General features: G+C 58.3%; 12 protein-coding genes. All 12 read left to right on the plus strand.

Going from position 1 to position 14,443, the window contains the following annotated elements:
- The first annotated feature begins 760 nt into the window (after positions 1 to 760).
- The 12 genes from lrhA to nuoL all read left to right on the plus strand — a co-directional run bounded on the left by lrhA (position 761) and on the right by nuoL (position 14,389).
- Entirely contained in the window at positions 761 to 1,705 is a 945-nt protein-coding gene (gene lrhA / locus AWX27_RS05715; RefSeq protein ID WP_004936045.1) for a transcriptional regulator LrhA, read from the plus strand.
- 707 nt (positions 1,706 to 2,412) lie between these two features.
- Positions 2,413 to 2,850: an NADH-quinone oxidoreductase subunit NuoA gene (gene nuoA / locus AWX27_RS05720; protein ID WP_025303663.1), complete on the plus strand. Its 438-nt coding sequence runs from the start codon at positions 2,413 to 2,415 to the stop codon at positions 2,848 to 2,850.
- Between the two features lie 15 nt (positions 2,851 to 2,865).
- On the plus strand, positions 2,866 to 3,540 hold the full coding sequence (locus tag AWX27_RS05725) for a NuoB/complex I 20 kDa subunit family protein (RefSeq protein WP_004936039.1): 675 nt from the start codon (positions 2,866 to 2,868) through the stop codon (positions 3,538 to 3,540).
- 95 nt (positions 3,541 to 3,635) lie between these two features.
- Positions 3,636 to 5,432, plus strand: coding sequence for an NADH-quinone oxidoreductase subunit C/D (gene nuoC / locus AWX27_RS05730; protein WP_004936036.1), 1,797 nt, complete (start codon positions 3,636 to 3,638; stop codon positions 5,430 to 5,432).
- 2 nt (positions 5,433 to 5,434) lie between these two features.
- A complete protein-coding gene (gene nuoE / locus AWX27_RS05735; protein ID WP_015378580.1) occupies positions 5,435 to 5,986 on the plus strand; it encodes an NADH-quinone oxidoreductase subunit NuoE in 552 nt (183 codons plus the stop codon).
- Positions 5,983 to 7,329, plus strand: a complete 1,347-nt coding sequence (gene nuoF, locus AWX27_RS05740; protein WP_004936030.1) for an NADH-quinone oxidoreductase subunit NuoF — start codon at positions 5,983 to 5,985, stop codon at positions 7,327 to 7,329. The genes nuoE and nuoF overlap by 4 nt, the downstream gene beginning before the upstream one ends.
- Positions 7,330 to 7,405: 76 nt before the next feature.
- On the plus strand, positions 7,406 to 10,144 hold the full coding sequence (gene nuoG, locus AWX27_RS05745) for an NADH-quinone oxidoreductase subunit NuoG (RefSeq protein WP_031300541.1): 2,739 nt from the start codon (positions 7,406 to 7,408) through the stop codon (positions 10,142 to 10,144).
- Positions 10,141 to 11,118, plus strand: coding sequence for an NADH-quinone oxidoreductase subunit NuoH (gene nuoH / locus AWX27_RS05750; RefSeq protein ID WP_004936022.1), 978 nt, complete (start codon positions 10,141 to 10,143; stop codon positions 11,116 to 11,118). Before nuoG ends, nuoH begins: the two co-directional genes overlap by 4 nt.
- A gap of 14 nt (positions 11,119 to 11,132) precedes the next feature.
- Positions 11,133 to 11,675, plus strand: coding sequence for an NADH-quinone oxidoreductase subunit NuoI (gene nuoI / locus AWX27_RS05755; RefSeq protein ID WP_025160170.1), 543 nt, complete (start codon positions 11,133 to 11,135; stop codon positions 11,673 to 11,675).
- A gap of 13 nt (positions 11,676 to 11,688) precedes the next feature.
- Positions 11,689 to 12,246, plus strand: a complete 558-nt coding sequence (gene nuoJ, locus AWX27_RS05760; protein WP_019453717.1) for an NADH-quinone oxidoreductase subunit J — start codon at positions 11,689 to 11,691, stop codon at positions 12,244 to 12,246.
- Positions 12,243 to 12,545, plus strand: coding sequence for an NADH-quinone oxidoreductase subunit NuoK (nuoK, locus tag AWX27_RS05765; protein WP_004936014.1), 303 nt, complete (start codon positions 12,243 to 12,245; stop codon positions 12,543 to 12,545). Before nuoJ ends, nuoK begins: the two co-directional genes overlap by 4 nt.
- Positions 12,542 to 14,389, plus strand: a complete 1,848-nt coding sequence (gene nuoL, locus AWX27_RS05770) for an NADH-quinone oxidoreductase subunit L (protein ID WP_019453716.1) — start codon at positions 12,542 to 12,544, stop codon at positions 14,387 to 14,389. Before nuoK ends, nuoL begins: the two co-directional genes overlap by 4 nt.
- Positions 14,390 to 14,443: the final 54 nt, after the last annotated feature.

Consider the following 14,443-nt stretch of genomic DNA (forward strand, 5'->3'; position numbering starts at 1 on the left):
TGCACGCCTTTGGTGCAAATGCATGTCGTAACGGGGGATTTTAGTTATGATAAGCAAAGGTAAAGTTATTTTGTGGTTCATAATTTCATGAACTATAATTTTACTAGGGTTTTGTTCTGTAAAATCCCGCCTCGATAAACGCGACGTGCCGGCGATCGTGGCTGGCAGCAGTGAACTGATAAGCCGAAAGGGAGAATAGGCTTCAATAAACTGTAAAGGAACGATAATACCGGAGTTGTCTGATAGCGGGGGGTCAGTTAGCGCACCACACTAAGAAAAATGACATATTTACATTAGCTTTACTTTATATTTTACCTTAAGCATTGTTTATGTGGTTATAGGATTATTATTTAAAGCAAAAATCTTACTGATTGAATTTATTAAATTCATTGAGTGGTAACACGAAGTCGGTAGCGTTAATTATTTATCTTTTTTGCTCTGTAATGCAGTCTGAACGCCGGTTGATAAGGGTTCTCAGTAGCACGAATGGAGTGGAAATTAGGCAGTATGAATGAGTAAAATCTCAGGTTCGGTGGGGGTTTTCCCTTTTCACCGGTATTCAGTCCCCCGCGTTCTATAAGCACCATCGATAGATCGCATTTTAAAAAGCGATAGAGGTAACGAATCATAAGTAATTTTTTTGCCCTCCACTTATGAGTGGGGTACTGTCATAACAGGCTCCGTCCTTTTCAACGGCGTCTGAGAAACACACAAGGGTAGTAGTTCGTAAATTAGAATTTAAAAAAGTGAAGAATACACTATGACAACTGCAAATCGTCCGATACTTAATCTCGACCTCGATCTGCTAAGAACCTTTGTTGCGGTTGCTGATTTGAATACCTTTGCGGCGGCGGCGGTTGCCGTATGCCGTACTCAATCAGCCGTCAGTCAACAAATGCAGCGATTAGAGCAACTGGTCGGCAAAGAACTGTTTGCCCGCCATGGGCGTAACAAACTCCTGACTGAGCATGGTATTCAGCTTCTCGGTTATGCCAGGAAGATCCTGCGCTTTAACGACGAAGCCTGTACCTCGCTGATGTACAACAATATTAAAGGTGTTCTGACCATCGGCGCTTCCGACGACACCGCCGATACCATTCTGCCTTTCCTGTTGAACCGCGTGACCGCCATCTATCCGAAGCTGGCCATTGACGTGCGCGTAAAGCGCAGCACGACGATGGTCGATCTGCTGGAAGAGGGCGAGATCGATCTGGCGGTGACCACGGCCGATCCGGCCGGACATCCGCATATCGTGCTGCGCACATCGCCGACGCTGTGGTACTGCGCCGCCGATTACCACTATCAGGCGGGCGAACCGATCCCGTTGGTGGTGATGGATGAGCCAAGCCCGTTCCGCGCGCTGGCGATCAAGCAGCTGGACGAAGCCGGTATCCCTTGGCGAATCGCCTATGTCGCTTCCACGCTGTCCGCAGTGCGGGCGGCCTGTAAGGCCGGCCTGGGCGTGACCGCGCGGCCGATCGAGATGATGAGCCCCGATCTGCGGGTGCTGGGGGCGGTGGAAGGTTTGCCGCCGCTGCCGGATACCCAGTATGCGCTGTGCAAAAACGCGCAGTGCAGCAATGAGCTGGCGATGGCCATCTTCAGCGCAATGCAGGGCGGCAATGACGGTTATGGCTTCAACGGCGCGGAAGCCGGTCTCCAGGGCGATCAGGATGACGCCAGCCTGGTGGACGAAGAAGAATAACGCCGCGGCGTTAGATCTGATGAAAACCTCTGCTTCGGCGGAGGTTTTTTTTGCCCTTTTTTTGGCGATTTTTACTGTTATAGGGATTTAATGACGATTTTGTTATGAGTTGGCTGTTTTATTAACTTTTAAGCGTTACTGAAAAGAGAGTTTGGCCGGGTTTAAGACGCTGAGTTCGTTTTTTGAGCAATAAGATTGAATGGGTTAAAGGCATGGTAATAGCAGGGTTATTTTGTTAGCTTATAGCGGCCGTTTTTGCGGCTTAATTTGAGGAAAATTGTTAAAGGGCCACACTTTTTTTGAGGATTTATGCTGAAAACGTGTCCTGGATCAAAAAAATACCCCTAGGTAGTGAGTGGAAGAACAGGGAATTCCTGAGACAATGGTATAGTAAAACTGAAATGTGCACGTTGGTTTATATCTATCTGTTTCTACACAAAAATTAACTGACACGATTTAGCCAGCCCCTGGCGCATCAAATGTTAATCAAATGATACGTATGTAAACTAGTGTGTAGATACTTTTGTCAAAGTTGACAAAAGGTTATAGAAAGGAGTAAAAAGCCCACAGAAAAACGCTGCCTAACTCGCTGTAAAAGCAGTTTGTTTGTGTGGTTATTTATCCTTCCCTTAAATCGATGTGGCGCACTAACTGCCGGTGACAAGAGCAGCGCGATCGACGCCACTTTTGATGAGTAAGCATAGAGTATGTCAACAACCACTGAAGTTATCGCTCATCACTGGGCGCTCGCCGTATTTCTCGTCGTGGCTATCGGGCTTTGCGGCTTAATGCTGCTGGGTGCGTTCTTCTTGGGCGGGAGAGCCCGGGCGCGCGCCAAACACACCCCGTTTGAATCAGGCATCGACTCGGTCGGTACGGCGCGCATGCGCTTGTCCGCCAAGTTCTACCTGGTGGCCATGTTCTTCGTTATTTTCGACGTTGAAGCCTTATACCTGTATGCCTGGTCGGTCTCGGTTCGCGAGAGCGGTTGGGTAGGCTTTATCGAAGCCGCCATTTTCATTTTGGTGCTATTGGCCGGTCTGGTTTATCTGGTGCGCATCGGCGCGTTGGATTGGACTCCGGCGCGTTCCCAACGCCGCAGCAAACCGAGCACGATCACTAACACCAACAGTCATCCGCAGTAACAGCGAGGCATTAAGATGGACTATACGCTCACCCGCATAGACCCGAACGGTGAGAACGACCGTTATCCCCTGCAAAAACAGGAGATCGTCGCCGATCCCCTGGAACAACAGGTCCACCGCACGGTTTACATGGGTAAACTCGAACATGCGCTGCATGACATGGTGAACTGGGGGCGTAAAAACTCTATTTGGCCGTATAACTTCGGCCTTTCGTGCTGTTACGTGGAGATGGTGACGTCGTTTACCGCCGTTCACGACGTGGCGCGTTTCGGTGCGGAAGTACTGCGCGCCTCCCCGCGTCAGGCTGACCTGATGGTGGTGGCCGGTACCTGTTTCACCAAGATGGCCCCGGTCATCCAACGCCTGTACGAGCAGATGCTGGAGCCTAAGTGGGTGATCTCGATGGGCGCCTGCGCCAACTCCGGCGGCATGTACGACATCTATTCCGTGGTGCAGGGCGTGGACAAGTTCCTGCCGGTCGACGTGTACATTCCCGGCTGCCCGCCGCGTCCGGAAGCCTACATGCAAGCGCTGATGCTGCTGCAGGAATCCATCGGCAAAGAACGTCGCCCGCTGTCGTGGGTTGTCGGCGATCAGGGCGTTTACCGCGCCAATATGCAGTCTGAAAGAGAGCGTAAACACGGCGAGCGCATCGCGGTGACCAACCTCCGGACGCCTGACGAGATTTAAGACGTTCATTTAACGTCCATCTTAGTGCGCTATTGGTTAACACAGCGAAAAGTGAAACTTGCGGCGAATAACCCTTTAGTGTGGTGAAAAAAATTATGACAGATTTGACGACGCACGACGCCTTGCCTGCCTGGCAGACCCGAGATCACCTTGACGACCCGGTGATCGGCGAACTGCGCAACCGTTTTGGGCCGGAAGCCTTTACTGTTCAGGCCACCCGTACCGGCATGCCCGTGGTATGGGTTAAACCTGACCAGTTGCTGGAAGTAATGACGTTCCTGAGAAAACAGCCGAAGCCGTATGTCATGCTGTTCGATCTGCATGGCGTGGACGAACGTCTTCGCACCCACCGCGACGGCCTGCCCGCTGCGGATTTCTCCGTTTTCTACCATCTGATTTCCATCGAACGCAACCGCGACATCATGCTGAAGGTGGCGCTGTCTGAAAAAGACCTGCACGTGCCGACGGCGACCAAGGTGTTCCCGAACGCCAACTGGTACGAGCGCGAAACCTGGGAAATGTTCGGCATCACCTTCGACGGCCACCCGCACCTGTCGCGCATCATGATGCCGCAGACCTGGGAAGGGCACCCGCTGCGCAAGGACTACCCGGCACGCGCCACCGAATTCGATCCTTTCGTGCTGACCAAGCAGAAAGAAGATCTGGAGATGGAAGCGCTGACCTTCAAGCCGGAAGACTGGGGCATGAAGCGCGGTACCGAGAACGAAGACTTCATGTTCCTCAACCTCGGCCCGAACCACCCGTCCGCGCACGGTGCGTTCCGCATCATTCTGCAGCTGGACGGCGAAGAGATCGTCGACTGCGTACCGGATATCGGCTATCACCACCGCGGCGCCGAGAAGATGGGCGAGCGTCAATCCTGGCACAGCTACATTCCGTACACCGACCGTATCGAGTACCTCGGCGGCTGCGTGAACGAAATGCCTTATGTGCTGGCGGTCGAGAAGCTGGCCGGCATCAAGGTGCCTGAGCGCGTCGACACCATCCGCGTGATGCTGTCCGAGCTGTTCCGCATCAACAGCCACCTGCTGTACATCTCCACCTTCATTCAGGACGTCGGCGCGATGACCCCGGTGTTCTTCGCCTTTACCGACCGTCAGAAAATCTACGATCTGGTGGAAGCGATCACCGGTTTCCGTATGCACCCGGCCTGGTTCCGCATCGGCGGCGTCGCGCACGATCTGCCGCGCGGCTGGGATCGCCTGCTGCGTGAATTCCTCGACTGGATGCCGAAGCGTCTGGACTCCTACGTGAAAGCGGCGCTGAAGAACAGCATCCTGAAAGGCCGTTCCATCGGCGTAGCGTCTTACAACGCCAAAGAAGCGCTGGAGTGGGGCGTGACCGGCGCCGGCCTGCGTGCCACCGGCGTCGAGTTCGACGTGCGTAAATGGCGTCCGTACTCCGGCTACGAGAACTTCGACTTCGAAGTGCCGGTCGGCGACGGCACCAGCGACTGCTACACCCGCGTGATGCTAAAGGTGGAAGAGCTGCGCCAGAGCCTGCGCATTCTCGAACAGTGCCTGAACAACATGCCGGAAGGCCCGTTCAAGGCCGATCACCCGCTGACCACGCCGCCGCCGAAAGAGCGCACGCTGCAGCATATTGAAACGCTGATCACCCACTTCCTGCAGGTTTCCTGGGGCCCGGTGATGCCAGCCAACGAATCATTCCAGATGATTGAAGCCACCAAAGGGATCAACAGCTACTACCTGACCAGCGACGGCAGCACCATGAGCTACCGCACCCGGGTACGTACGCCGAGCTTTGCGCACCTGCAGCAGATCCCATCGGTCATCCGTGGCAGCCTGGTTTCCGACCTGATCGTCTATCTGGGTAGTATCGATTTTGTAATGTCAGATGTGGACCGCTAACTATGCATGATCAAAAAGACAATCACGCAGTCAATGATGCGCTCGAGCCCATCAACGCAGCCGCTCCTCAGAGCGGCGTTGATGCATTTGTACTGAGCGCGGAAGAACGTGATGCGATCGAGCACGAAAAGCACCATTACGAGGATCCGCGCGCCGCTTCCATCGAAGCACTGAAAATTGTGCAGAAGCAGCGCGGCTGGGTTCCGGACGGTGCGATTTACGCCATCGCGGAAGTGCTGGGCATCCCCGCCAGCGACGTAGAAGGCGTGGCCACGTTCTACAGCCAGATTTTCCGTCAGCCAGTAGGACGTCACGTGATCCGTTATTGTGACAGCGTTGTTTGTCACATCACCGGTTACCAGGGCATTCAGGCCGCTATCGAGAAGAAGCTGAACATCAAGCCGGGTCAAACCACCTTTGATGGCCGCTTCACGCTGTTGCCGACCTGCTGTCTGGGCAACTGCGATAAAGGGCCGACCATGATGATTGATGACGACACTCACAGTCAGCTGAAGCCTGAAGATATCGAGACGCTACTGGAGCAGTATCAATGACCAAGCACATTGTACGCACTCCCGAAACGCATCCGCTGACCTGGCGTCTGCGCGATGACAAGCAGCCGCTGTGGCTGGACGAGTACCGCAGCAAAAACGGCTATGCCGGTGCAGAAAAGGCCCTCAAAGGCCTGGCCCCGGACGAGATTGTCAGCCTGGTGAAAGACTCCGGGCTGAAGGGCCGCGGCGGCGCGGGCTTCTCCACCGGTTTGAAGTGGAGCCTGATGCCGAAGGACGAATCCATGAACATCCGTTACCTGCTGTGTAACGCCGATGAGATGGAGCCGGGCACCTATAAAGACCGCCTGCTGATGGAGCAGCTGCCGCACCTGCTGGTGGAAGGCATGCTGATCTCCGCGTTCGCGCTGAAAGCCTACCGTGGGTACATCTTCCTGCGCGGTGAGTACATCGAAGCGGCGGCGCACCTGCGTCGCGCCATCGCGGAAGCCACCGAAGCCGGCTATCTGGGCAAGAACATTCTCGGCACCGGGTTCGATTTCGAGCTGATCGTGCACACCGGCGCCGGCCGTTACATCTGCGGCGAAGAAACCGCGCTGATCAACTCGCTGGAAGGCCGCCGCGCCAACCCGCGTTCCAAGCCGCCATTCCCGGCCAGCGCCGGCGTATGGGGCAAGCCGACCTGCGTCAACAACGTCGAAACGCTGTGCAACGTGCCGGCCATTTTGGCGAACGGCGTGGAGTGGTACACCGGCATCTCCGGCAGTGAAGACAAAGGCACCAAGCTGATGGGCTTCTCCGGCCGGGTGAAAAATCCGGGCGTCTGGGAGTTGCCGTTCGGCACCACCGCGCGCGAGATCCTGGAAGACTACGCCGGCGGCATGCGCGACGGTCTGCGCTTCAAAGCCTGGCAGCCGGGCGGTGCGGGGACCGACTTCCTGACCGCCGATCACCTCGATCTGCCGATGGAATACGGCGCGATCGGCAAAGCCGGCAGCCGTCTCGGCACCGCGCTGGCGATGGCGGTAGACCACGAGATCGGCATGGTGCCGCTGGTGCGTAACCTGGAAGAGTTCTTCGCCCGCGAGTCCTGCGGCTGGTGTACGCCATGCCGCGACGGCCTGCCGTGGAGCGTGAAGATCCTGCGTGCGTTGGAAAACGGCGAAGGGCAGCCGGGGGATATCGAAACCCTCGAACAGCTGTGCCGTTCCCTCGGCCCGGGCAAAACCTTCTGCGCCCACGCGCCAGGTGCCGTAGAGCCACTGCAAAGCGCGATTAAATATTTCCGTGAAGAGTTCGAGGCGGGCATCGCCGTGCAGCACTTCGGCAACGCCCATGCGATTGGCGGCATTCAGCCGAACAATCTGCTGAAGCAGCGCTGGTAAGCCGACTCGCCCGAACACGGCCAGAATTTTTGATTAACGCCTGCCGCAAGGCAGGCCACTTGGAAGCATGCTGACTATGGCTACGATTCATGTAGACGGCAAAGAGTATGAGGTAGACGGAGCGGACAACCTGCTGCAGGCTTGTCTTTCCCTCGGCCTTGATATTCCTTACTTTTGCTGGCATCCGGCGCTGGGAAGCGTCGGCGCTTGCCGCCAATGTGCGGTAAAGCAATACCAAAACGCGGAAGATACGCGCGGCCGTTTGGTGATGTCCTGTATGACCCCGGCATCCGACGGCACCTTCATCTCCATCGATGACGGTGAAGCGAAGCAGTTCCGTGAAAGCGTGGTCGAGTGGTTGATGACCAACCACCCGCACGATTGCCCGGTCTGTGAAGAAGGCGGTAACTGTCACCTGCAGGATATGACGGTAATGACCGGCCACAGCTTCCGCCGCTACCGCTTCACCAAGCGCACCCACAACAACCAGGAGCTGGGGCCGTTTATCTCGCATGAGATGAACCGCTGTATCGCCTGCTACCGCTGCGTGCGTTACTACAAAGACTATGCGGACGGCACCGACTTCGGCGTGTACGGCGCGCACGACAACGTCTACTTCGGTCGCCCGGAAAGCGGCACGCTGGAAAGCGAGTTCTCCGGCAACCTGGTGGAAGTGTGCCCGACCGGCGTATTCACCGACAAAACGCACTCCGAACGCTACAACCGTAAATGGGACATGCAGTTCGCGCCGAGCATTTGCCAGCAGTGCAGCATCGGCTGTAACACCAGCCCGGGCGAACGCTATGGCGAGCTGCGCCGTATCGAAAACCGTTACAACGGCAGCGTGAACCACTACTTCCTGTGCGACCGCGGCCGTTTCGGTTACGGCTACGTCAACCAGAAAGATCGTCCGCGTCAACCGCAGCAGCTGCGCGGCGATGACTGGATCACCCTGAATGCCGAGCAGGCGATGCAGGGCGCGGCGGACATCCTGCGTCAGGCGAAGAAAACCATCGGCATCGGCTCCCCGCGCGCCAGCCTGGAAAGCAACTTCGCGCTGCGCGAGCTGGTCGGCGCCGAGAACTACTACACCGGTATCGCTCAGGCGGAGCAATCACGCCTGGCGCTGATGCTGAACGTGCTGAAAAACGGCGGCGTCCATACGCCGGCGCTGCGTGAGATCGAAGATTACGACGCGGTGCTGGTGCTGGGCGAAGACCTGACGCAAACCGGTGCGCGTATCGCGCTGTCCGTGCGCCAGGCCGTCAAGGGGAAAGCCCGCGCGATGGCGGCGGCGCAACGCGTGGCCGACTGGCAGATCGCGGCGGTGCAGAACATAGGTCAGCACGCCAAGTACCCGCTGTTCACCACCAACGTCGACAACACCCGTCTGGACGACATCGCCGCCTGGAACTACCGCGCGCCGGTGGACGAGCAGGCGCGCTTCGGCTTCGCCATCGCTCACGCGCTGGACAGCGCGGCGCCGGCGGTGAACGATCTGGCTGAAGGCCTGAACAAGAAAGTCGATATCATCGTGCAGGCGCTGACCGGCGCACGCAAACCGCTGATCGTGACCGGCAGCAACGCTGGCAGCGAAGCCATCATCGAAGCGGCGGCCAACATCGCCAAAGCGTTGAAGGGCCGCGGTTCCGATGTCGGCATCACCTTCGTGGCGGGCGCAGCCAACAGCATGGGCCTGGCGATGATCGGCGGCGGTTCGCTCGATCAGGCGCTGGAACAGCTGGCGAGCGGCGCAGCAGACACCGCCATCGTGATGGAAAACGATCTCTATCGTCATGCGCCGGCGGCGCAGGTGGATGCGGCGTTGGCCAAGGTCAACAACCTGATCGTCGCCGACCACCAGCGCACTGCGATCATGGACAAAGCCAACCTGATCCTCTCCTCGGCCAGCTTCGCCGAGAGCGACGGTACGCTGATCAACCAGGAAGGCCGCGCGCAGCGCTTCTTCCAGGTATACGATCCGGCTTACTACGACGACGCCAAGAAGAATCAGTTCACCGTGATGCTGGAAAGCTGGCGCTGGATGCACTCGCTGCACTCCACCTACACCAGCCGCCACGTGGACTGGACCCAGCTCGATGACGTGATCGCCGCTTGCGTCGCCGCGTTGCCGCAGCTGCAGGGCATCGTCGACGCTGCGCCGGACGCGACTTTCCGCATTCGCGGTCAGAAGCTGGCGCGTTCGCCGCACCGCTCCAGCGGCCGTACCGCCATGCGCGCCAACATCAGCGTGCACGAGCCGCGTCAGCCACAGGATAAAGACACCATGTTCGCCTTCTCGATGGAAGGGAACAACAGCCCGCTGGCCGATCGTCAGCAGATCCCGTTCGCCTGGGCGCCAGGCTGGAACTCACCGCAGGCATGGAACAAGTTCCAGGCCGAAGTGGGCGGCAAACTGCGCCACGGCGATCCGGGCGTGCGCCTGATCGAAGCGGGGGAGGGCAGCCTCGGTTACTTCGATCGCGTGCCTGCCGCGTTCAATCCGGTCGACGGTTGGCGTGTCGCGCCTTACTACCACCTGTTCGGCAGCGACGAAATGTCGCAGCGCTCTCACGTGATCCAGCAGCGCATGCCGGAAGCCTACGTGATGGTCAACCCGGCCGACGCGGCGACGCTTGGCGTCAACGCGGGCAGCCTGGTGGAGTTCAGCTGTGCGGGTCAGACCCTGCGTCTGCCGGTGCGTCTGAGTGAAACCCTGACCCAGGGCCAGGTTGGTTTGCCGCTCGGCTTGCCAGGGATCCCGCCGATCTTGGTGGGTGCTAAGGTAGACAATCTGCGGGAGGCAGCACGATGAGCTGGTTTACCCCTGAGGTGATCGACATTCTGATCGCCATTCTTAAAGCGGTCGTGATCCTGTTGGTGGTCGTGGCGTGCGGGGCATTCATGAGCTTCGGCGAACGCCGTCTGCTCGGCCTGTTCCAGAACCGCTACGGACCGAACCGCGTAGGCTGGGGCGGCTCGCTGCAGCTGGTCGCCGACATGATCAAAATGTTCTTCAAGGAAGACTGGGTACCGAGATTCTCCGACCGGGTGATCTTCACCCTGGCGCCGATGATCGCCTTTACTTCCCTGTTGCTGGCATTTGCCATCGTTCCGGTCAGCCCGACCTGGGCGGTGTCCGATCTCAACATCGGTATTCTGTTCTTCCTGATGATGGCCGGCCTGGCGGTGTACGCCGTGCTGTTCGCCGGATGGTCGAGCAACAACAAATACTCGCTGTTGGGCGCGATGCGCGCCTCCGCGCAAACCCTGAGCTACGAAGTGTTCATCGGCCTGTCGCTGATGGGCGTGGTGATGCAGGCGGATTCGTTCAACATGCAGGCCATCGTTGAATCCCAGGCGCACGTCTGGAACGTCATTCCGCAGTTCTTCGGCTTCGTGACCTTCGCGATCGCCGGCGTGGCGGTGTGCCACCGTCACCCGTTTGACCAGCCGGAAGCCGAGCAGGAACTGGCCGACGGTTACCACATCGAATATTCCGGCATGAAGTTCGGTCTGTTCTTCGTGGGGGAATACATCGGTATCGTCACCGTGTCCGCCCTGATTGTGACGTTGTTCTTCGGCGGCTGGCAGGGTCCGTTCCTGCCGCCATTCATCTGGTTCGCGTTGAAAACGGCCTTCTTCATGATGATGTTCATCCTGATCCGTGCCGCGCTGCCGCGTCCGCGTTATGACCAGGTGATGTCCTTCGGCTGGAAAGTGTGCCTGCCGCTGACGCTGCTGAACCTGCTGGCAACCGCCGCGGTCATTTTGTACAACGCTCAATAAGGGGTGAATAAACCATGACATTGAAAGAGTTAGTGGTTGGTTTCGGCACCCAGGTGCGCAGCATTTGGATGATTGGCATGCATGCCTTCGCCAAGCGCGAAACCCAGATGTATCCGGAAGAACCGGTTTACCTGCCGCCGCGCTACCGTGGCCGCATCGTGCTGACGCGCGATCCGGACGGCGAAGAGCGCTGCGTCGCCTGTAACCTGTGTGCGGTGGCCTGCCCGGTCGGCTGTATCTCGCTGCAAAAAGCGGAGCAGAAAGACGGCCGTTGGTATCCGGAGTTCTTCCGCATCAACTTCTCGCGCTGCATTTTCTGTGGCCTGTGCGAAGAGGCTTGCCCGACTACCGCTATCCAGCTGACGCCGGATTTCGAACTGGGTGAGTACAAGCGTCAGGATCTGGTGTACGAAAAAGAAGATCTGTTGATCTCGGGGCCGGGTAAATATCCGGAATATAACTTCTACCGGATGGCCGGTATGGCGATTGACGGCAAAGCCAAAGGCGAAGCCGAAAACGAAGCCAAACCGATCGACGTCAAAGGTCTGTTGCCCTAAGGAGCCAGCAAGCATGGAAATTGCATTTTACCTGGCAGGTTTGATTGCGGTGGCCGCGACGATTCGCGTGATCACCCATACCAACCCTGTGCATGCGCTGCTGTATCTGATCGTCTCGTTATTGGCGATCTCGGCAGTCTTCTTCTCGCTCGGCGCCTACTTTGCCGCCGCGTTGGAAATCATCGTCTATGCGGGCGCCATCATGGTGCTGTTCGTGTTCGTGGTGATGATGCTGAACCTCGGCAACGTGCAGCAGCAAGAGCGCGACTGGATGAAGCCGACGGTGTGGATCGGGCCTGGCCTGTTGTCGCTGGCGCTGCTGGTGGTATTGATCGTCGCGATCCGCAGCGTATCCGACCAGGGTATCAGCGGCGAGATGGTCGACGCGAAGGCGGTGGGCATCAGCCTGTTCGGGCCTTACGTATTGGCGGTTGAGCTGGCCTCAATGCTGCTGTTGGCGGGTCTGGTTGTCGCCTTCCATATCGGCCGCGAGCACAAGCCTGGCGAGGTGCTGAGCAACGCGCCGGCGAGTGGCGAAATGGCGAGAAGAAAATCGGAGGAGCAAGCATGATCCCTCTTCAACACGGCCTGATCCTGGCGGCTATCCTGTTTGTGCTCGGGCTGACCGGGCTGCTGGTGCGCCGCAACCTGCTGTTTATGCTGATCAGCCTGGAAGTGATGATCAACGCTGCGGCGTTGGCGTTTATCGTGGCGGGAAGCTACTGGGGCCAGGCGGACGGTCAGGTGATGTACATCCTGGCGATCAGCCTGGCGGCAGCCGAGGCCAGTATCGGCCTGGCGCTGCTGCTGCAGCTCTACCGTCGTCGTCATACCCTGAATATTGATACTGTCAGTGAGATGCGCGGATGAACCTATTATATTTAACAATTCTGCTACCGCTGATCGGGTTCCTGCTGTTGGCATTTTCCCGCGGTCGTTGGTCTGAGAACACGGCGGCCACCGTCGGCGTGGGCTCTATCGGCCTGGCTGCGCTGGTCACGGTGTATGTGGCGATGGATTTCTTCGCCCAGAAAGCCGCCGGCGTGCAGCTGTTCGAGCAAAGCCTGTGGACCTGGATGGCCGTCGGCAACTTCAATATCGGCGTGACCCTGGTGCTGGACGGCCTGTCGCTGACCATGCTGTCGGTGGTCACCGGCGTCGGCTTCTTCATCCACATGTTCGCCTCCTGGTACATGCGCGGTGAAGAGGGCTACTCGCGCTTCTTCGCTTACACCAACCTGTTTATCGCCAGCATGGTGGTCTTGGTGCTGGCGGACAACCTGCTGCTGATGTATCTGGGTTGGGAAGGCGTGGGCCTGTGCAGCTACCTGTTGATCGGTTTCTACTACAAAGATCCGGCCAACGGCGCGGCGGCGATGAAAGCCTTCATCGTGACCCGCGTGGGCGACGTGTTCCTGGCGTTCGCGCTGTTCATCCTCTACAACGAGCTGGGCACGCTGAATATCCGCGAGCTGATGATCCTGGCACCGCAGAAACTGGCGGTGGGCGATACGGCCATCACCTGGGCGACCCTGATGCTGCTGGGCGGCGCGGTCGGTAAATCGGCGCAGCTGCCGTTGCAAACCTGGTTGGCGGACGCGATGGCGGGCCCAACCCCGGTTTCCGCACTGATCCACGCGGCGACCATGGTGACCGCGGGCGTCTATCTGATCGCCCGTACGCACGGCCTGTTCCTGATGGCGCCGGAAGTGCTGCACCTGGTGGGCATCGTCGGTGCGGTCACTCTGCTGCTGGCCGGCTTCGCCGCGCTGGTGCAGACCGACATCAAGCGCGTGCTCGCTTACTCCACCATGAGCCAGATCGGTTACATGTTCCTGGCGCTGGGCGTGCAGGCATGGGACGCGGCGATCTTCCATCTGATGACCCACGCGTTCTTCAAGGCGCTGTTGTTCCTGTCGTCCGGTTCGGTGATCCTGGCTTGCCACCACGAGCAAAACATCTTCAAGATGGGCGGCCTGCGCAAGAGCATCCCGCTGGTGTACGTCTGCTTCCTGGTGGGTGGCGCGGCGCTGTCTGCGTTGCCGCTGGTCACGGCCGGCTTCTTCAGTAAGGACGAGATCCTGGCGGGCGCGATGGCCAACGGCCACATCAACCTGATGGTGGCCGGCCTGGTCGGCGCGTTCATGACCTCGCTGTACACCTTCCGTATGATTTTCATCGTGTTCCATGGCGAAGAGAAAATCAAAGCGCATGCCGGTAAAGGCATCACTCACCACCTGCCGCTGCTGGTTCTGCTGGTGCTGTCCACCTTCGTCGGCGCGATGATCGTGCCGCCGTTGCAGGGCGTGCTGCCGGATACGACCGAGCTGGCGCACGGCAGCGTGCTGACGCTTGAAATCACCTCCGGCGTGGTGGCTATCGTCGGCATTCTGCTGGCGGCCGCGCTGTGGCTGGGCAAACGTAGCCTGGTCAACAGCATCGCCAACAGCGCGCCGGGGCGTTTCTTCTCGACCTGGTGGTTCCATGCCTGGGGCTTCGACTGGCTGTATGACAAAGTGTTCGTCAAGCCGTACCTGGGCATTGCGAAGCTGCTGCAGCGCGATCCGCTGAACTCGCTGATGAACCTGCCGGCCGTCTTCTCCCGCTGGGGGAACCGCGGTCTGACGGTGAGCGAGAACGGTCAGGTGCGTTGGTATATAGCGTCTATGGGTGTGGGTGCAGTGGTCGTATTGGCTCTGTTGATTTTGGTTTAATTGAATAATTTAAACAGACGCATTTTTCGGGCGTAGCGCCGGGCAGGCGCTACG

Origin of the sequence: Serratia sp. 2880STDY5682894 (genome assembly GCF_001537385.1) — a bacterium.
GTDB classification, from domain to species: Bacteria; Pseudomonadota; Gammaproteobacteria; order Enterobacterales; family Enterobacteriaceae; genus Serratia; species Serratia nevei.

Bases quoted from the DNA above. Each gene is read 5' to 3' on its own strand.
- nuoL (WP_019453716.1), top strand. From the start codon at position 12,542: ATGAACCTATTATATTTAACAATTCTGCTACCGCTGATCGGGTTCCTG.
- nuoI (WP_025160170.1), top strand. From the start codon at position 11,133: ATGACATTGAAAGAGTTAGTGGTTGGTTTCGGCACCCAGGTGCGCAGC.
- nuoJ (WP_019453717.1), top strand. From the start codon at position 11,689: ATGGAAATTGCATTTTACCTGGCAGGTTTGATTGCGGTGGCCGCGACG.
- AWX27_RS05725 (WP_004936039.1), top strand. From the start codon at position 2,866: ATGGACTATACGCTCACCCGCATAGACCCGAACGGTGAGAACGACCGT.
- nuoC (WP_004936036.1), top strand. From the start codon at position 3,636: ATGACAGATTTGACGACGCACGACGCCTTGCCTGCCTGGCAGACCCGA.
- nuoF (WP_004936030.1), top strand. From the start codon at position 5,983: ATGACCAAGCACATTGTACGCACTCCCGAAACGCATCCGCTGACCTGG.
- nuoH (WP_004936022.1), top strand. From the start codon at position 10,141: ATGAGCTGGTTTACCCCTGAGGTGATCGACATTCTGATCGCCATTCTT.
- lrhA (WP_004936045.1), top strand. From the start codon at position 761: ATGACAACTGCAAATCGTCCGATACTTAATCTCGACCTCGATCTGCTA.
- nuoK (WP_004936014.1), top strand. From the start codon at position 12,243: ATGATCCCTCTTCAACACGGCCTGATCCTGGCGGCTATCCTGTTTGTG.
- nuoA (WP_025303663.1), top strand. From the start codon at position 2,413: ATGTCAACAACCACTGAAGTTATCGCTCATCACTGGGCGCTCGCCGTA.
- nuoE (WP_015378580.1), top strand. From the start codon at position 5,435: ATGCATGATCAAAAAGACAATCACGCAGTCAATGATGCGCTCGAGCCC.
- nuoG (WP_031300541.1), top strand. From the start codon at position 7,406: ATGGCTACGATTCATGTAGACGGCAAAGAGTATGAGGTAGACGGAGCG.